The sequence below is a fragment of the Paenibacillus pasadenensis DSM 19293 genome, assembly GCF_000422485.1.
Lineage (GTDB): Bacteria > Bacillota > Bacilli > Paenibacillales > Paenibacillaceae > Paenibacillus_O > Paenibacillus_O pasadenensis.
This window is the reverse complement of record NZ_KE383849.1, coordinates 247907-265847: the sequence shown is the minus strand read 5'-3', so window position 1 is coordinate 265847 and position 17941 is coordinate 247907. Positions and strand designations below refer to the sequence as shown.

Below are 17941 nucleotides of genomic sequence, written 5' to 3'. Positions count from 1 at the left end.
AAATCAGCGCTCTCCAGCAAGTGGAGGGCGCTTTTTTTGGCCAAAATCTGAATAAGCCCCGGCGGCGGCGGGTAACCTCCGTCTAAAGGGGAGATTGACACCATGCCGAAAGGCTATCGAAAGCAACCATCTGCAAATCCGCGGTTCGCTTGGACGTTCGTCCATCCGCTGCTGCTCGTGCTCGTCGCCGCGCTTTGCCTGGCCGCCGGACGAATCGTCGTCGTGGCGGACGAAGCGAAGCAAGCCGCTGAGCCGGCAGCCGCTGCCGGGGCGAAGCGCGAGGAGCCGCGCGAGACGAGCCGAATCCGGCTCGCGGCAGCTCCAGCCAAGCCGCTGCGCGAGACCGCCGGACTCGTCGCTCTGAACGCGCGAGCCGCCGTCCGTGACGGCGCGCAGGTCCAGCCCGCCATCGCCCGGCTGCAGCGCGTGATCCGGGCGCGCGAATCCGCGGCGGCGAGGCCGGCGATTCCGCAGCGGCGCCATGCGGCGGACAAGCTTGCCTCCGCCGCTCCGGCGAGCCGCGCGGTTCCGGCCGCCCTCAAGTCGATCTCGGTGCTCGCGACCGGCTATACGGCCGGCATCGAGTCGACAGGCAAAAAGCCGGGGCATCCGCTCTACGGCATCACCCGCTCCGGCGTCAAGGTCCGGCGCGGCGAGGTGTCGACGATCGCCGCCGACACGAAGGTGATGCCGATCGGCACGATCGTTTATGTGCCCGGCTACGGGTACGGCGTCGTCGCCGATACCGGCTCCAAGATCAAGGGACGGCGCATCGACCTTTATTTCGATACGACGAAGCAGGTATACAAGGAATGGGGAAAGAAGCAGGTCACCGTGCAGGTGCTGAAATACGGCAGCGGGAAGCTCGACCAGTCGACGCTGAACCGGTTGAACCAAGCGATGAAGGCCGGCAAGGGACTGCTGCTCGACGAACAAAAAAGCTGAAGCCTCCCTCGGGAGGCTTCAGCTTTTTTGCGCTTCTTATCGGAATGCTAGACGTCCAGCCCGCTGGCCGATTTGTATTTCTTGATCATGAGCTGGGTCTGCACATTGACGACGCCTGGGAGCACATAGAGCTTGTCGTAGAGAAACATCTCCAGCTCCTCCTCGTCCCGCAGCAGGGCGTGGACATGGAGCGTGCTGGAGCCGGTCATCTGGTAAATGCTGATGACCTGCACCTCCTCGGACAGCTGGAGGCCGACGGCGTCGACGTGGCGTGGCTCGACCTGCACTTCGAAAAAGGCCGAAACCGTCCGTCCGAGCTTGGCGACATTGACGCGGACGGTGAAATGCTCCAGCACGCCGCTCTCAAGCAAGGACTCGACGCGCTTTTGGATGGCGACGCGCGACAGGCTCAGTGTCTCCCCGATCTTGGCGTAAGGCATCCGTCCGTTCTCTAGAAGCAGCTGTACGATCCGTTGATCGATCTCGTCCAGGTGGGGGAGCTTCATGGCCGTTGAACTCCTTTCTAGAATCCACTTTAATGTTAATAAACATAACATATGGATAGGAAAATGAATAGAGGTTTTTGATTGCGAACAGCAACGCCGCCTCGTCCATTTAACGCTTTATGCAAGTAAAATGAGGAGGCTGGAGAGTGCGGCGGGAAAAAATGGATTCACTGGAGCGCTTGCGCCGCATGAGCTATGTGAGATGAATGTGAGGAAAGCGGCTTCGGGCGGCTTTCCCTTCCAGCTGCCGAAAGCAGGAGCCGCAACCTGTCCTCGGTCTGCAGACCGAGGCGGGCATCGACCGCCAGCCTCTGGAGGGATGCATTTCCATGCGCTATACTTCAACTATCACGAACGGTACTACATCCAAGGAGCGTGTCATAGATGAACCATGCCAAACTGAACCAGGTGCTGACGGGCCTCGCCATCGTCGGAATCGGGGCGCTGTTCCTGTTCCACACGGCCGGACTGTTCGGCTTCGAGCCGCTCGGCATCGGCGAGTTCATTTCCCGCTACTGGCCGATCGCGCCGCTTTATGTCGGCGTGTCGATGCTGCTCGGCGGAGGATGGCTGCCGGGAATCGCGGTGACGCTATTCGCGCTCGTCATGCTCAGCCGCAATACGGGCATCTACGATCTAGAATTCAGCGACGCGATGCGCTACCTGATTCCGGTGGGCATCATCGCTTATGGCCTCCAGCTGCTGCTGGGCCGCTCGGGCAAAAGCCATCGCAAGGAGCTCAAGGAGGATGAATGGACCTCCTACAATTCCTATCCGGACGACGTGCCGGAGCCGCCTCCGCTGCATCCCGATCCGCTCGGCAAGGATCTGGATCGGGAAGGCCGGCCGGAGGCCGGCTCCGCTCCTCCGCCGCCTTATGGCGACGAGGGCGGACGGCGCGGAGACGGCGGCGCGGGCCAAGGCGGCGGTGGCGGCGGTGGCGGCGGAATATTCGGAGGCGGCGGTGGCGGAGGATCTCAGGGGAAGGACGACTGGCGGGAGGAGCTGCGCCGCGCCAAGCAGGAGCTGAAGCATGATTTCAAGGAGATCAAGGAAGATATCCGGGAAGCGGCCAAGCACGGCCGCCACTCCCATCGGTCCCATCGCCGCGAGCGCCAGGAGGGGGCCGGCGGGCGCACCGAATGGTGGAACACCGACGAGAACGTCCAGACCCGTTCCAACTTCATCGGGGACATCCATCTCGGCCATGACTATTGGGATCTCGTCCCGCTCAACATCTCGCATTTCATCGGCGACACGGTGATCGACTTGACGCGCGCGAACATCGCGCCCGGAGAGACGCGGATTACGGTCAGCTCGTTCATCGGCGACGTCAAGGTGTTTCTGCCGACGGACTGCGACATCGGCATCCAGGTCGTCTCCAGCGCGTTCATCGGCGACTCCAAGGTGCTGGGACGCAAGGAAGGCGGCATGTTCCGCCACATGGACACGCAATCGTCCGGCTACCGCGACAACGAGCGCCGGATCAAGCTGGTATGCAGCACATTCATCGGCGATGTGCGAGTGACGAAGGTCGGGTGAGAGATCGGTCATGATGGTCAAGCTGCTGAGAAGCGGGAAGATGGAGCTCGTAATGTTTTTCATCGTCAGCTCCGTGCTTCCGTGGAGCATCCTTTATGCAATCAAGCATGCGGTCATGCCGGACGCCTCTACGGCGCAGCTGTGGGCGATCGGCACGATCGTGTTCACGCTGACAAGCGTAGGCTTCGGGTACGGCGTGGGCCGCAGGCAGCAGTCGCGCATCGACGCTCTGCACCTGGCGCTCAAGCAGGCGGCGCAGGGCAATCTCGCCGTTCGCCTGCCGGAGCGCGAAGGCTACTCGCTGGGCGCCGCCTACGCGGAGTTCAACGAGCTGGCGAGCAAGCTGGAGCGGCGGCTGCAGGTGATGCAGCGGCAGAACGAGATGCATGTGCTGCAGCAGGCGGCTTCTAATGAAGAAGCGGTGCTCGAGGAGCGCAAGCGGCTGGCGCGCGACCTGCACGACACGGTGAGCCAGCAGCTGTTCGCCATCCATATGTCGGCCTCCTCGCTGCCCAAGCTGCTCGCGGCGAGTCCGGAGCGCGCGGGCGAGGTGATGGAGCAGCTCATCACGATGAGCTCCCATGCGCAGAAGCAGATGCGCGGCCTGATCGCCCAGCTGCGCCCGCTGGAGCTGGAGGGGCGCTCGCTCGAGGATGCGCTGGAGCGATGGTTCCCGGACTATTGCCGGCAGAACGGCCTGCAGGGCGAGCTGGACTGGCGCGTGCAGGGCAGCATATCCGAGGCCAAGGAGCATCAGCTGTTCCTGATCGTGCAGGAGGCGATGGCCAACGTCGTCAAGCATGCGCAGGCGACGAGCGTCACGCTCAGCCTGTCGGACAACAGGACGGGGCTGACGATGCTGCTGCAGGACGACGGCCATGGGTTCCGCGCGGATCAGGTCCGGCCGGGATCGTACGGGCTGTCGACGATGCAGGAGCGGGCGCTGCAGCTCGGCGGAGACGCCGCCATCGTCAGCAAGCCGGGAGGAGGCACCCGCATTCGGGTGTCGCTCCCTAATTATGGAGCAGAGGAGCGGGCGGAAGGATGACGGAGACGCAAACATGCCGGATCATGATCGTGGACGACCACGATATGGTGAGGATGGGACTGAAGACGTATTTGATGCTGGAGCCGAAGTTCGAGGTCGTAGCGGAGGCGGGCAGCGGCGAGGAAGCGCTGCGGCTGCTGGAGAAAGGCTTGCCGGACGGTCCGCCGGACCTCGTGCTGATGGATCTGATGATGCCCGGCATGGACGGCGTCGAGACGACGCGCCGCGTCATCGAGTCGTTCCCGGAGATGCGCATCGTGCTGCTGACGAGCTTCCTCGAGGACGAGAAGGTCGTCGCCGCGGTGGAAGCCGGGGCGGTCAGCTACGTGCTCAAGACGGTCAGCTCCGAGGAACTCGTCTATGCGCTGAACGGAGCGCTGCGCGGCATGCCGGTCATGACCTCCGACGTATCCCAGGCGCTTACGCGCGGCTTGCGCCAGCGCTCCGCGCAGGGCGTCGACGAAGGGCTGACCGAGCGCGAGAAGGAAGTGCTGCTGCTCATCGCCGAAGGACGGGCCAACAAAGAAATCGCCGAGGAGCTTCATATCAGCATCAAAACGGTTAAGACCCATGTAAGCAACCTGCTTATGAAATGCGAGATGGAGGACCGGACCCAGCTGGCCGTCTATGCGCACCGCAAGGGCTGGGCCAAAAGCTGACCGGCCGGGCGCGGCACGAGCGCCTGCGCGCCTCTGGCGCCGATCCGCTCCGATGAACATCGGGCGCTGCTTGCATGGCGCCTCTTCTCTCGCACATAAGCCGGCTCCCGTCAGGGAATGCTGATCCTACTTGAGCCGACAAGGAGAGGTGTCCATGATCGCGATTCAATCCCCGCTGGAGGGGACCGAGCATGATTTCGTTCAGATCAAGCGCGTGCTGGAAAAGCAGGGCTTCGTGCTGGGAGGCAACTGGGACTACGGCAGCGGCTCCTTCGATCTGAACCTCGACGAGCAGAACAAGGTGTGGCTGCGCCTCGGCTTCGACGTGCTGCGCGGCAACATCGACGACCAGACGGAGGACAACGACGCCTCCATCAAGCTGACGACGCCGTATGTGCTTCGCCATCTGTACCGGGAAGGCAACGATCCCGAGGCGAAGGCGCGCACGGTCGGCGCGCTGTTCGACCAGTTTCAGGCGCCGGTCGATCCGGACGCCGAGGTGGACGGCAAGTGGGTCGATCAGGCCGGCGAGCAGCTCCGCCGCGCGGAAGATCAGCTGCTGACGGCGCGCTGACGTGGATATCCGGCTCGCGGACAGCGAGAAGGAACGGGAAGTTCAAGAGCCCACGCCCCGAAATTGGGGCGCATGGGCTTTTTTATGTTGTCTTAAACGCTTTTTCAGTTTCTTTTAAGGAAGGTTGTGCATGATAGGAACATACCAGTCAGGCGCCGCTAGGCGCATCTCATAGAGGACTAAGAGGAGGAACATGGACATGGACGATCGCAAGCGCTATGACGAGTTTTGGAACGGCAAGGACTCCGAGCCGGGGCAGGAGCGGGAAGAGCGGCAGGAGCGCGAGGAGCGCTCGGATCGAGCTCAAGGCTCTTCCTCCTACTATTATTCGTACGGGCCGTTCAAGCAGGGCCAGCCGGACGGCGCGCAGCGAGAAAGCTCCCGTCTGCCGGAGGAGCGGGCTCAGGCCGATAGCGAAGAAGCCGCTCCCCGCAACGTCGTCGTCACGCCGCCGCGCCAGCTCCGGCCGTTCGTGCCCGCCTCCTCGGCCGGCAAGGGCGAATGGCAGGGCGGCGGCGGCGGAGGCGGCAAGAAGCGCGGCAGCGGGCTGCGCACGGCGGCCGTCTCGTTCCTGGCCGGCGTCATCGCCGTCGGCGGCCTGATGTGGAAAGCCGACACGGACAATTGGTTCACCGGCGATTCCGCTCCGGCGGTCGCCCTCTCCGGCCAGAACTCCACGAACGTGCCGGCGAGCGGCAAAGCTTCCACGGCCTCCGACACGACCCGCCCGATGAACATCGCCCAGATTTCCGAGCAGGCGTCGCCGGCAGTCGTGCTCATCACGACGTTCGCGAGCGGGCGCAGCAGCAGCTCCGGCAGCAGCCTGTACGACGATCCGTTCTTCCGTCAGTTCTTCGGCGACCAGTTCGGAGGCGGCCAGGGCGGCCAGGGCAACGGCGGTCAAGGCGGAAGCGGCGGCGAGCTTCAGGAAACGGGCCTCGGCTCCGGCTTCTTCTTCGAAAAGGACGGCTACATCCTCACCAACCAGCACGTCATCGACGGCGCTCAGGAGATCAAGGTCAAGGTGCAGGGCGAAAGCAAGGAGCTGACCGCCAAGCTGCTCGGCTCGGCCAAGGATCTCGACCTGGCCGTGCTGAAGGTCGAGCCGGTGGACGGCAAGGAATTCCCGACGCTGCCGCTCGGCGACTCCGAATCCGCGGCGATCGGCGACTGGCTCGTCGCCATCGGCAACCCGAACGGCTTTGACCATACGGTGACGGTCGGCGTGCTCAGCGCCCGCGAGCGCACGATCCAGGTCGCGGCGGACAGCACGGGCAGCACGGCGCGCACGTATCAGCATCTGCTGCAGACGGACGCCTCCATCAACCCCGGCAACTCCGGCGGACCGCTGCTCAACACGAGCGGCGAGGTCATCGGCATCAATACGGCCATCAGCGCGGACTCGCAGGGCATCGGCTTCGCGATCCCGACGTCGACGATCAAGGAAGTGCTCGAGCAGCTGAAAAGCAGCCAGAACGTCACGATGCCGACGCCGTTCATCGGCGCGACGCTCGCGGACATCAGCGAGCAGATGCAGCAGAACCTCGGCCTGCCGAGCACGGACGGCTCGATCGTGCGCGAGACGCTGTTCAACTCGCCTGCGTACAAGGCCGGACTGCAGCAGTATGACGTCATCACCGGCCTGGACGGCAAAGCCTATGCCAAGAAGGAAGAGCTGATCGCGGAAATTCAGAAGAAAAAAGTCGGCGACAAGGTCGTCCTGGACGTCATCCGCAAGGGCGACAAGATGCAGGTGACCGTGGAGATCGGCGACAAGAGCAAGTTCGACGTGCAGTAATCCCCGGGAGCCGGCGATTTATGGCGGCAGGCCGGAGCCGCTCCAGACGCGCAGGCGCTTTGAACAGGCGCCTGCGCTTTTGCATGCGGCAGGAATACAGTACGATAGAGGCAGCATGGACGGAAGGGGAGCGGAACATGAGACCGCATATCGTCATCGTCGACGACGACGAGAAAATCATATCGATGCTGCGCCGCAGCCTGGCTTTCGAGGGCTATGAGGTGACGACGGCGAGCAACGGACTGGAAGGGCTCAAGGTGCTGCTCGGCATCGAGCCGCAGCTGCTCATCCTCGACGTGATGATGCCGCAGGTGGACGGCTGGGAGGTATGCCGCCGCGTGCGCGAGGGAGGCAGTTCCGTGCCGATCCTCATGCTCACGGCCAAGGACGACATCGGCGACCGGGTCAAAGGGCTCGATCTCGGCGCGGACGACTACCTCGTCAAGCCGTTCGCGCTGGAGGAGCTGCTGGCGCGGGTGCGCGCCCTGCTGCGGCGCAAGCCGGACAAGCTCGAGGAGCCGTCGAACCGGCTCGTCTTCGAGGACCTCGTGCTCGATCTCGATTCGCGCGAGGCGATCCGCGGCGGGCGGCGCATCGAGCTGACGGCCAAGGAGTTCGACCTGCTGCAGTATTTCATGAGCAACCCGAAGCGGGTGCTGACGCGCGACTCCATCATGGACAAGATCTGGGGCTACGACTACAGCGGCGAATCCAACGTGCTCGAGGTGTACATCGCCATGCTGCGCCAGAAGACCGAGGACGCGGGCAAGGAAGCCCGCCTCATCCAGACGGTGCGCGGCACCGGCTACGTGCTGCGCGGGGGAGGGGGCTGAAGATGCCGATCCGCCTCAAGCTGACGCTTTGGTACAGCGGCATCCTGGCGTTCGTGCTGCTCATCCTGAGCGGCTCGGTGTATGCTTTCCTCTACCACAACACGTATAACGAGATGAAGGGCAAGCTGCAGAATCAAGGCCAGAATCTGGGGCAGCAGATCGTGCAGAACAGCGTGTTCGATCCCGGCCGGCTGCAGTTGAACCGGTCTTCCTATCTGCAGGACGAGTACTTCATCCAGATCAACAATTACCGGAGCAGCGAGCTGCAGCAGTCGGCAGGCCTGGCGCAGCGGAACCTGGTCTTCCCTTACGAAAAAGACGCTTCCCAGGTTACTAAGGCGCGCTTCGTCAAGACGGTCGTCTCCGGCAATCCGTTCTACATCTACGAGGTGCCGATCCAGGCGACGAGCACCCAGCAGACGGTCGGCCTGCTGCAGGTCGGGCTGTTCGTCGGCGCGCAGGAGAACCTGCTCCAGCAGCTGCGCACGATTCTCGTGTTCTCGTCGATCATGGGGCTGCTGCTGGCGTTCTCGGTCGGGCTCATCATGGCGCGGCAGGCGCTGCGGCCGATCGAGATCGTCATTCAGGCGGCGGAGCAGATCGACAAAGGCTCCGACCTGCGCATGCGCATCGCCTGGGACGGGCCGAACGACGAGCTCGGGCGGCTGACCGATACGCTGAACGGCATGCTCGGCCGGATGGAGCGCGCCTACAACGAGCTCGACGAGGCGTACGACGCGCAGCGCCGGTTCGTCTCCGACGCCTCGCATGAGCTGCGCACGCCGCTGACGACGATCCGGGGCAACATCGACCTGCTCGAAAAGATGTGGACGCCCGCCCTCGAAGCCGAGGCCGGCCGCTCCGAGCCGATCTCGGAGCAGGAGGCGCTGCGCCAGGAGCTGTCGCGCGAGTCGATGCGCGACATCGGCGACGAGGCTCGGCGCATGAGCCGCCTCGTCAACGACCTGCTCGCGCTCGCCCGCGCCGACGCCGGCTTCGTCATGGAGAAGCAGCCGGTCGAGCTGCTGCCGCTGCTCGAAGACGTCGTGCGGCGCGCCGCGCTGCTGCCGCGCACGGCGCAGTGGCGTCCGGGCGACCTGTCGGCGCTGGAGGGCGTAGGCGTGGTCGGCAACGCGGATTACTTGCGCCAGCTCATGTTCATTTTCATCGAGAACGCGTTCAAGTACACGCCGGAGGGCTTCGTGCGGCTGGAGGCGACGCTGAGCGGCGGCCAGGCGGGCATCCTGATCCGCGATACCGGCCTCGGCATGAGCCCGGAGCAGATCCCGCACATCTTCGAGCGGTTCTACCGCGCGGACGAGTCGCGGGGCGTGACGAGCGGCACCGGCCTCGGCCTGTCGATCGCCAAGTGGATCATCGACGAGCACGGAGGCTCGGTCGAGGTGCATACAAGTCCCGGCGCGGGCACGACGTTCACCGTCTGGCTGCCCGTCGCCTTTTCCGTCCCGGCTAGATAGAGTATACTGGAGACAGCTAGCGCCGCGGGCTCGGGGGATGCCGGATCGGAATTCCGCGAGCGGCGGCAGGGAAGGCAGGTCATCCAAGTGGAAGTTGTCAAAATATCGCCCAGGGGCTACTGCTACGGGGTCGTCGACGCGATGGTGCTGGCGCTGCAGACCGCGCGCAATCTCGACCTCCCGCGCCCTATCTATATTCTCGGCATGATCGTGCACAACGCGCATGTCACGGACGCCTTCAAGGAAGAAGGCATCATCACGCTCGACGGCGAGAATCGCCTGGAAATCCTGGAGCAGGTCGAGTCGGGCACTGTCATCTTCACCGCGCACGGCGTCTCTCCGGAGGTGCGCCGACGCGCCAAGGAGAAGGGGCTGACCGTCGTCGACGCCACCTGTCCGGACGTCACCAAGACGCATGACCTCATCCGCGAGAAGACGGCGGAGGACTACCAGATCATCTATATCGGCAAAAAGAACCATCCCGAGCCGGAAGGCGCCGTCGGCGTCGCGCCGGACCGCGTGCATCTGATCGAGCGCGAGGAGGACATCGAGCGGCTGGACGTGACGGGCGACCGCATCCTCATCACGAACCAGACGACGATGTCGCAGTGGGACATCCGCCATCTCATCTCCCGCCTGCTCGAGAAGTTTCCGCATGCGGAGATCCATAATGAGATCTGCCTCGCGACGCAGGTGCGCCAGGAAGCGGTCGCCGACCAGGCGGGCGCGGCGGAGCTGACGATCGTCGTCGGCGATCCGCGCTCCAACAACTCCAACCGGCTCGCGCAGGTGTCGGAGGAGATTTCCGGCGTGCCGGCGTACCGGATCGCCGACCTGTCCGAGCTCAAGCTGGAGTGGCTGCAGGGCAAGCAGCGCGTCTCGGTCACGTCCGGCGCCTCGACGCCGACGCCGCTGACGCGCGAGGTCATCCAGTTCCTGGAGCAGTACGACGAGCAGGACCCGGCCACCTGGGAGCTGAAGCGGACGGTCGACATGGCCAAGCTGCTGCCCAAGGTCAAGGTCAAGTCGACCCCATGACCGCCCGGAGAGCAGCGGAAAGGCCGCGGCGGGCGGGACTTCGCGGCTGGCTGGCCGGCATCCGCCGCTGGGCGCGCTTCAAGCTGCTGCAGCTGCTGCGCGCCCCGGGCGGGCCGACCTTCGTCGCGACGGGCTTCGCCGTCGGCTTTTTCTGCGAGATGTTCACGCTGCCGACGTACGGTCTCGCGTTTTTCCTGATCTTCCCGCTCATCTATGTGCTGCGGGGGAGTTTGGCGGGCGCGCTCGTCGGCTTCGTGCTGGGCAAGGTCGTTTACCTGCCGCTCGCTTACCTGCACTCCGTCGTCGGAGGGTGGGTGCTGCCGACGCGGCTCAGCTTCCATCTGCCGCTCATCGGCGAGAAGATCAACCGCATGCTGCTGCTCAACCTCAAGCTGATCGTCGGCGGCATGGTCGACGGGCTGTGGATCGGCGCGGTGCTGTTCATCGCGATGCGCTCCTTGCTGCTTTATCTGGCGGCGCAGCGCAAGGAACGGCGCCGGCTTCGTCGGCGCCCCGGTGCTGCAGCCGGGCCGGACATCGCGCGGGGCTGAGCGGAGCGCTGTCCGCTTGGCGGCCCGCCGATGGCCGCCGCCGGCGCAGGCAGCGTCGCATTTGCAATTCGACTAAGCCGTCCGCGAGCTTCGTGCTCGCGGACGGCTTTTTGCGCGTCACGCCGGCCTTCGGAGTAGCGCGGAAAAACCGAGTAACTCGGGTAGGCAGGTGGCGAACCGGTGGGAGTAGCGCGGAAAAACCGAGTAACTCGGGCAGGCGGGGGCCGAACCGGTGGGAGCTGCGCGGAAAAACCGAGTAACTCGGGTAGGGGGAGGCCGAACCGGTGGGAGTAGCGCGGAAAAACCGAGTAACTCGGGCAGGCGGGGGCCGAACCGGTGGGAGCTGCGCGGAAAAACCGAGTAACTCGGGTAGGGGGAGGCCGAACCGGTGGGAGTAGCGCGGAAAAACCGAGTAACTCGGGCAGGCGGGGGCCGAACCGGTGGGAGCTGCGCGGAAAAACCGAGTAACTCGGGCAAGCGGGTGGCGAACCGGCGGGAGCTGCGCGGAAAAACCGAGTAACTCGGGCAAGCGGGTGGCGAATCGGAGGGAGTTACGCGGAAAAACCTAGTAACTCGGGCAGGCGGGTGGCGAACCGGTGGGAGAAGCGCGGAAAAACCGAGTAACTCGGACAGGCGGGTGGCGAACCGGAGGGAGTTACGCGGAAAAACCGAGTAACTCGGACAGGAGGAGGGCGATGCGCACCAAGTACCTTTCGCCAAGCATGAGTTGGAACTAAGTGGAGCGAAGTAAACGGGGCTCGTGTAGCGACAGCGATTCCTCTGAAGCTGGATTCCTTCCGCTACAGAGGGGCTTGCGGGTCGCTGTAACCCGATTTAATCGGGTTGGAGCTTGAAGGACGGGCTTGAGGGCCGCTGTAACCCGATTTAATCGGGTTGGAGCTTGAAAGGCGAGCTTGTAAGCCGCTGTAACCCTAAGTTTTCGGCATTCAGCTCGATATAGGATTTTTTCTAGGGTTTCGGAGAAATGCGCTCAAAGAAATCTGGGGTGCATGGAGAGCATAATGAGTTTCCACTCCGCGGTTGGAGGCAGATTCGGCATTATTCTCTAAACGATCGTATCGGTGAGGTCACAAGAGTTAGTGCTGATGAGCGAGGGCACCGAGCCTATCGTCGAAACCAAAGAGCGAAGCGGACGGGGGCTCGTGGAGAAGCGTCAGCGGTTCCCTTGGAGGCCGGATTCCTTCCGTTTCGGAACAGGGAATCAAAGGAATCTGGGCTCCAGGGAGATCGGAACGAGTCTCCGCTCCGCGAAGCGGGTGCAGGTTTCGAATGCGCTAGCTCGCAGCGAAGCGGGTGCAGGTTTCGAATGGCCAGCTCCGCGCAAAGCGGCCCATTCAGATCCCGAATCCTGGTCGTCCGCCCCAGTGGTTCGTTTTGAGCGCGGCCTCGTTCATTTTTCGTTCATCTTGATCCCGTAAGATGGTGGAATCAGCCCGGATTGGACGAGGAGAGTGGGAAACGATGAACGGACAAGAGAAGGCGGCGCGGCTGCGCCGCGGCATCGCCGTGGACGGCTGGCTGCTGGCGGCGGTCGCCGCCGCGGTCTTCCTGAACGGATACGGCATCTGGCAGGAGGTCTACGCCAACACGTACTACACGACGGCGGTCGGAAGCATGCTGCAGAGCTGGCACAACTTCTTCTACGGCTCGCTGGACTCGGCCGGGTCGGTGACGGTCGACAAGCCGCCGCTGACCTTCTGGATCCAGTCGGCGTTCGCCTGGGTATTCGGCCTGCAAGGCTGGTCGGTCATCCTGCCGCAGGCGCTGGCGAGCGTCGCGACCGTACCGTTGCTGTACGCGTGCGTGAAGCCGACGTTCGGCGCAGTGGCGGCGCGTGCGGCCGCCTGGGCGATGGCGCTGACGCCGGTCGCGGTCGCGGTGTCGCGCACGAACAACATCGACGGGATGCTCGTGTTCACGCTCGCGCTCGCGGCCTGGTTCCTGCTGCGCGGCGTCCGCGAAGGACGCGCGGGCAACCTGCTGGCCGCCTTCGCGCTGATCGGGGCGGGCTTCAACATGAAGATGCTGCAGGCGTACATGGTGCTGCCGGCGTTTTACCTGCTCTATGTGCTGGGCGTGCGGATGAAGGCAAAGGCGAAGTACGGCCTGCTGGCCGGCTGCACGGCTCTGATGCTGCTGATCTCGGTCTCGTGGGCGGTCGTCGTCGACGCGGTGCCGGCGGACAAGCGGCCGTACGTCGGCAGCAGCGAGACGAACTCCGTGCTGGAGCTGGCGTTCGGCTACAACGGCATCTCCCGCCTGACCGGCGACCGCGGCGGCGCGGGCGGCCAGGCGGGACAGGGAGGCTTCCCCGGCGCGATCTCGCCGGACGGCACGATGCAGGACGCAACCGGGCAGGGCGGGTCAAGCGTCTTCGGCCAAGGCGCGGCGGATGGCGGTGGGGCTGGCGGGAATGCGGCCGGCAGGCCGGGCGCGGCTGGCGGCGCAGGCACAGACTCCGGAGCAGAGCGGCCGGAGGGCGGAGGCGCAGGAAGATTCGCTGCCGGAGGCTTCGGTTCTGCCGAAGGCAGGACGTTCGGCGATGGCGGAGGCCGGATGGGCGGCGGAGGCGGCATGTTCAACACGGGCGAGGCGGGGCCGCTGCGCCTGTTCCAGCAGTCGCTGTCCGGCCAGGCCAGCTGGCTGCTGCCGCTGGCGCTGCTGTCGGCGCTCGTCCTGCTCTTTCCGCTGCGTCTCCACAGCCTGACGGCGGCGCAGAAGGAGACGCTGTTCTGGCTGGCGTGGCTGCTGCCGGCAGCGGCATTTTTCAGCGTCGCAGGCTTTTTCCACTCGTATTATCTCATCATGCTGGCGCCGCCGATCGCCGCGCTGGCAGGCGCCGGAGCGTGGACCCTATGGGTCCGCTACCGCGAGGGGGCGGGCTGGCAGTCCTGGCTGCTGCCGGCCTCGATCGCCGCGACCGCGCTGTTCCAGTGGTACATCCTGCAAGCCTACGAATCCACGATCGGGCTCGGCTGGTCGATCGCCGTCGCCGGTCTCGGCCTGCTCGGCGCGCTTTTGCTCGGCGCGACCGCGACAGCGGGAAGAGACCGCCGCTCCGTCCGCTGGATCGCGGCAGCCGGGCTGGCCGTGCTGCTGATCGGCCCGGCCTACTGGTCGGCGACGCCGATCGTGTACGGGCAGAACTCGATGATTCCGGCCGCCGGACCGGACTCCGGCATGGGCGGCTTCGGCGGGGCGATGTCGGGCCGAGCTGCGGCCGGCATGGCCGGCGGTTTCCCCGGCGGTTTCCCCGGCGAAATGCCGGCCGCGGGGGGACCGGGCGGCGCCCAAGGCAATGGCGCGGATGACGGCGCAGGCGGCGGCTGGAGCGGGGGAGCCCCAGGCGGAGGGCAAAGCGGCGGGGCGAATCCGCAGGCGCAGGGCGGCATGGTCGGCATGATGCCCGGCTCGTTCTTCGGAGGAGGTCGCGGCGAGGCGGTTTCGGTCGATCCGGGCTTGCTCGCGTACTTGCGGGACAACCAGACGACGGACTACCTGCTTGCCGTATCCGACTACGGTACGGCGGCCCCTTACATTGTCGGCGAAGGCGAGAAGGTCGTCATCCTGCACGGCTTTCAAAACTCCGATCCGGTCTACGACGAACAGAAGCTTGAAGCGCTCGTCCGTTCGGGCAAGGTGAAGTATTTCCTCGTCGGAGGCGGAGGCTTCGGGGGCGGCGGACGCGGCGGCAGCAACGGCGGCAGCGGCAGCGATCTGAATGCCTGGATCGCCGAGCACGGCAAGGCGGTCGATCCGTCCGCCTACGGCTCCTCCGCGAGCGGAGCGGCGACGCTGTATGAAGTGACGCTCGATTAGCGGCAGGCGGCCGCTCCCTGGCTTCGGGGAGCGGCCGCTTTTCGTGCGAGGAGCGGGCCGCCTGCTCTGGAAGGGCGTCTTGACAGAGGGAGCGGAATCGCGTATATTTACTTTAGCAAATAAAAGCATAAAAGCTTAAAAGCGAACAAGTGCGAAAGTCTTGTCCGAATGCATAGCGCCACCTTATCCGAACCCCGAAGGAGAGAACCATCCATGATCGTCATCACTCAGCCATCCGTCACCGACGAGCGCATCGCCGAGATTGTCGCCCAGATCGAGCAGGCCGGCGTCACGGCCCATGTGTCGAGAGGAACGGACCGCACCGTCATCGGCATCATCGGCCAGGCCGCGCCGACGCTCGCCGAGCATCTGCGCCAGCTCAAGGGCGTCGAGAACGTCATCAAGATCTCCAAGTCCTACAAGCTTGCGAGCCGCGACTTCCATCCGGAGGATACGGTCATCGACATCAAGGGCGTCCGCATCGGCGGGGACAATCTGGTCATCATGGGCGGTCCGTGCGCCGTGGAGTCGGCGGCCCAGATCGACGAGATCGCCCGCCTCGTCAAGGCGGCCGGAGGCCAGGTGCTGCGCGGAGGCGCGTTCAAGCCGCGTACGGGGCCGTACAGCTTCCAGGGCGTCGGCGTCGAAGGACTGCAGATGATGCGCGAGGCGGGCGAGAAGCACGGCCTGCTCACGATCACCGAGGTGATGACGCCGGAGTACGTGGACATCTGCGCGGAGCATGCCGACATCCTGCAGGTCGGCACGCGCAACATGCAGAACTTCGACCTGCTGCGCAAGCTCGGCACGATCCAGACGCCGGTGCTGCTCAAGCGCGGCTTCAGCAGCACCTACGACGAATTCCTCAACGCGGCCGAGTACATCCTCGCCGGAGGCAATCCCAACGTCATGCTGTGCGAGCGCGGCATCCGCACGTTCGAGACGTACACACGCAATACGCTCGACCTGTCGGCGATTCCGGTGCTGCAAGGGCTGAGCCATCTGCCCGTCATCTCCGATCCGAGCCACGGCACGGGGCGGCGCGAGCTCGTCGAGCCGATGGCCAAGGCGTCGGTCGCCGCCGGCGCGAACGGGCTCATCATCGAGATGCATACCGATCCGGACAACTCGATGACCGGAGACGGCGTCCAGTCGCTCTTCCCCGACCAGTTCGCCGGCCTGCTCAAGGATCTCGAGCGCCTCGCCCCGATCGTCGGCAAGAAATTTGACACGAAAAAGGAGCAGCCCGAGGCGTTCGCCGTCTGGCAGCGCTGAACGGAGCTTTTCGAGGAGAGAGAAAGAAAGCGTTTTCGCATAAATATGTAGAGAGACGAATAACGACAGGCTCCGCATTCGCTCCTATTGTTCGTGAACATCCGTAAAACCTTGGATTCTCAGGGATTTACGGATGTTCGTGCGGAAAGGCGGTTCGCAATGTGAATATTGTATAAATGTTGTGAGTAATGCTTACACTTGTGCCAAAAATACCTTACATAGCTATTGACGGTGTTAATCGAGAGTTTTATAATTACTTCAAGGTTTAGGGTCAAAGTTGAACAATTTGGGCTCCAATCAATGCTAACGTTCGGAAATGGAGGAAATTTCAGATGTCAGTTCAAGGTGTTTTGGACAAAATCAAAGAAAACAGCATCCAGTTTGTCGATTTCCGTTTTGTGGATCTTGCCGGCCGCGCTCACCACATCACCCTTCCTGCGACGGAAGTGGATGGTGACACGTTCGTCAACGGCGTAGCGTTCGACGGTTCCTCGATTCCGGGCTTCCGCGGCATCGAAGAGTCCGACATGGTCATGATGCCGGATACGGAAGCCGTCTTCATCGATCCTTTCACGGACCATCCGACGCTCAACGTGATGTGCAACATCCACACGCCTGACGGCGAGCGCTACGATCGCGATCCGCGCAGCATCGCCCAAAAAGCGGAAGAATACCTCCAATCCTCCGGCGTTGGCACGGCGGCATTCTTTGCCCCAGAGTCCGAATTCTTCATCTTTGACGACGTGCGCTACGAGAGCTCCATGAACACCTCCTTCTACTCGGTCGACTCCGAGGAAGCGGCTTGGAACACGAACCGCAAGGAAGAGGGCGGAAACCTCGGCTTCAAGGTCGGCGTAAAAGGCGGCTACGTGCCGGTGGCGCCGGTCGACTCCCAGCAGGACATCCGCAGCGAGATGGTCCGCCTGATGCAAGAAGCGGGCCTGCGCGTCGAGCGCCATCACCACGAAGTGGCGACGGCCGGCCAAGCGGAAATCAACTTCCGCTTCGACACGCTGACCAAAACGGCTGACAACCTGCTGCTGTACAAATACCTCGTGCACAACACGGCTCGCCAGTACGGCAAGGTCGCGACGTTCATGCCGAAGCCGCTCTTCGGCGACAACGGCAGCGGCATGCACGTCCACCAGTCGATCTTCAACGGCGACAGCCCGCTGTTCTACGAAAAAGGCGCTTATGCCAACCTGAGCCAGATGGCGCTGCACTACATCGGCGGCATCCTGCACCACGCTCCGGCGCTGATCGCCCTGACGAACCCGAGCACGAACTCCTTCAAGCGCCTGGTTCCAGGCTACGAAGCTCCGGTCAACCTCGTGTTCTCCAAAGGCAACCGTTCCGCCGCGGTGCGCATTCCGGTCGCAGCGGTCACGCCGAAAGGCTGCCGCATCGAGTTCCGCACGCCGGACTCCACGGCCAACCCGTACCTCGCGTTCGCCGCGATGCTGCTTGCCGGCCTGGACGGCATCCAGCGCAAGATCGACCCGACGGCTCTCGGCTACGGTCCGTACGACAAAAACATCTACGAGCTGTCCGACGAAGAGAAAAAAGAGATCCGCAGCGTTCCTGGAACGCTGGACGAGGCTCTGGACGCTCTCGAGGCCGACTCCGCGTTCCTCACCGAAAGCGGCGTCTTCAGCCAGGACTTCATCGACAACTATGTGGCCTTCAAGCGTCAAGAAGCCAAAGCCGTCGCGATCCGTGTCCATCCGCACGAGTACGGCCTCTACTTCGACTGCTAGTCGGAACGCACTCATACCTTCAAGGCTCCCTGGTTCAGGGAGCCTTGTTTTCATGCGAGGAGCGGCGAGGCATAGTTCTAGCCTAAATCCGAATAAT

At 63.9% G+C, this 17941-nt stretch carries 14 protein-coding genes; 13 read left to right on the top strand and 1 reads right to left on the bottom strand.

From position 1 onward, the window contains the following. Positions 1–102: 102 nt before the first annotated feature. Positions 103–945: a 3D domain-containing protein gene (locus H582_RS30210; protein WP_052333318.1), complete on the top strand. Its 843-nt coding sequence runs from the start codon at positions 103–105 to the stop codon at positions 943–945. Positions 946–992: 47 nt separating this feature from the next. On the opposite strand, the gene H582_RS0115435 is transcribed toward H582_RS30210, so the two are convergent. Further along, the gene (locus H582_RS0115435) at positions 993–1451 is read right to left on the bottom strand and encodes an Lrp/AsnC family transcriptional regulator (RefSeq protein WP_028599248.1); all 459 of its coding nucleotides are present in this window, start codon (positions 1449–1451) and stop codon (positions 993–995) included. Between the two features lie 384 nt (positions 1452–1835). Here H582_RS0115435 and liaF point away from each other — a divergent pair, with 384 nt between their 5' ends. The 12 genes from liaF (at position 1836) to glnA (ending at position 17844) form a co-directional block, all read left to right on the top strand. Continuing rightward, positions 1836–2993: a cell wall-active antibiotics response protein LiaF gene (gene liaF, locus H582_RS32615; protein WP_028599247.1), complete on the top strand. Its 1158-nt coding sequence runs from the start codon at positions 1836–1838 to the stop codon at positions 2991–2993. Between the two features lie 10 nt (positions 2994–3003). Then, complete coding sequence (locus H582_RS0115425; protein WP_028599246.1) at positions 3004–4041, top strand: sensor histidine kinase; 1038 nt, start codon at positions 3004–3006, stop codon at positions 4039–4041. After that, the gene (locus tag H582_RS0115420; protein WP_028599245.1) at positions 4038–4700 is read left to right on the top strand and encodes a response regulator; all 663 of its coding nucleotides are present in this window, start codon (positions 4038–4040) and stop codon (positions 4698–4700) included. The genes H582_RS0115425 and H582_RS0115420 overlap by 4 nt, the downstream gene beginning before the upstream one ends. A gap of 154 nt (positions 4701–4854) precedes the next feature. Continuing rightward, positions 4855–5274, top strand: a complete 420-nt coding sequence (locus H582_RS0115415; protein WP_028599244.1) for a YugN family protein — start codon at positions 4855–4857, stop codon at positions 5272–5274. Between the two features lie 199 nt (positions 5275–5473). Continuing rightward, positions 5474–7072: a S1C family serine protease gene (locus H582_RS0115410; RefSeq protein WP_028599243.1), complete on the top strand. Its 1599-nt coding sequence runs from the start codon at positions 5474–5476 to the stop codon at positions 7070–7072. Between the two features lie 137 nt (positions 7073–7209). Further along, positions 7210–7905, top strand: a complete 696-nt coding sequence (locus tag H582_RS0115405; protein ID WP_028599242.1) for a response regulator transcription factor — start codon at positions 7210–7212, stop codon at positions 7903–7905. 2 nt (positions 7906–7907) lie between these two features. Beyond that, positions 7908–9383, top strand: coding sequence for a sensor histidine kinase (locus H582_RS0115400; RefSeq protein WP_028599241.1), 1476 nt, complete (start codon positions 7908–7910; stop codon positions 9381–9383). 87 nt (positions 9384–9470) lie between these two features. Next, positions 9471–10421, top strand: a complete 951-nt coding sequence (locus H582_RS0115395) for a 4-hydroxy-3-methylbut-2-enyl diphosphate reductase (RefSeq protein ID WP_028599240.1) — start codon at positions 9471–9473, stop codon at positions 10419–10421. Further along, positions 10418–10972 (top strand): DUF2062 domain-containing protein, encoded by a 555-nt coding sequence (locus tag H582_RS0115390; protein WP_084137353.1) that lies wholly within the window; start codon positions 10418–10420, stop codon positions 10970–10972. The genes H582_RS0115395 and H582_RS0115390 overlap by 4 nt, the downstream gene beginning before the upstream one ends. A 1482-nt stretch (positions 10973–12454) precedes the next feature. Then, positions 12455–14812 (top strand): glycosyltransferase family 39 protein, encoded by a 2358-nt coding sequence (locus H582_RS33155; protein WP_052333317.1) that lies wholly within the window; start codon positions 12455–12457, stop codon positions 14810–14812. A gap of 213 nt (positions 14813–15025) precedes the next feature. Continuing rightward, positions 15026–16087 carry a 3-deoxy-7-phosphoheptulonate synthase gene (aroF, locus tag H582_RS0115380; protein WP_028599237.1) on the top strand — a complete coding sequence of 354 codons (1062 nt, stop codon included), beginning with the start codon at positions 15026–15028 and terminating at the stop codon, positions 16085–16087. A gap of 332 nt (positions 16088–16419) precedes the next feature. Continuing rightward, positions 16420–17844: a type I glutamate--ammonia ligase gene (gene glnA / locus H582_RS0115375; protein WP_028599236.1), complete on the top strand. Its 1425-nt coding sequence runs from the start codon at positions 16420–16422 to the stop codon at positions 17842–17844. The last annotated feature ends 97 nt before the right edge of the window (positions 17845–17941 follow it).

What these genes read in the sequence shown, in the direction of transcription:
- H582_RS0115405 (WP_028599242.1), top strand. Translation starts at nt 7,210, where the DNA reads ATGAGACCGCATATCGTCATCGTCGACGACGACGAGAAAATCATATCG.
- glnA (WP_028599236.1), top strand. Translation starts at nt 16,420, where the DNA reads ATGTCAGTTCAAGGTGTTTTGGACAAAATCAAAGAAAACAGCATCCAG.
- H582_RS30210 (WP_052333318.1), top strand. Translation starts at nt 103, where the DNA reads ATGCCGAAAGGCTATCGAAAGCAACCATCTGCAAATCCGCGGTTCGCT.
- H582_RS0115390 (WP_084137353.1), top strand. Translation starts at nt 10,418, where the DNA reads ATGACCGCCCGGAGAGCAGCGGAAAGGCCGCGGCGGGCGGGACTTCGC.
- H582_RS0115410 (WP_028599243.1), top strand. Translation starts at nt 5,474, where the DNA reads ATGGACGATCGCAAGCGCTATGACGAGTTTTGGAACGGCAAGGACTCC.
- H582_RS0115420 (WP_028599245.1), top strand. Translation starts at nt 4,038, where the DNA reads ATGACGGAGACGCAAACATGCCGGATCATGATCGTGGACGACCACGAT.
- H582_RS33155 (WP_052333317.1), top strand. Translation starts at nt 12,455, where the DNA reads ATGAACGGACAAGAGAAGGCGGCGCGGCTGCGCCGCGGCATCGCCGTG.
- H582_RS0115425 (WP_028599246.1), top strand. Translation starts at nt 3,004, where the DNA reads ATGATGGTCAAGCTGCTGAGAAGCGGGAAGATGGAGCTCGTAATGTTT.
- aroF (WP_028599237.1), top strand. Translation starts at nt 15,026, where the DNA reads ATGATCGTCATCACTCAGCCATCCGTCACCGACGAGCGCATCGCCGAG.
- H582_RS0115435 (WP_028599248.1), bottom strand. Translation starts at nt 1,451, where the DNA reads ATGAAGCTCCCCCACCTGGACGAGATCGATCAACGGATCGTACAGCTG.
- H582_RS0115400 (WP_028599241.1), top strand. Translation starts at nt 7,908, where the DNA reads ATGCCGATCCGCCTCAAGCTGACGCTTTGGTACAGCGGCATCCTGGCG.
- liaF (WP_028599247.1), top strand. Translation starts at nt 1,836, where the DNA reads ATGAACCATGCCAAACTGAACCAGGTGCTGACGGGCCTCGCCATCGTC.
- H582_RS0115415 (WP_028599244.1), top strand. Translation starts at nt 4,855, where the DNA reads ATGATCGCGATTCAATCCCCGCTGGAGGGGACCGAGCATGATTTCGTT.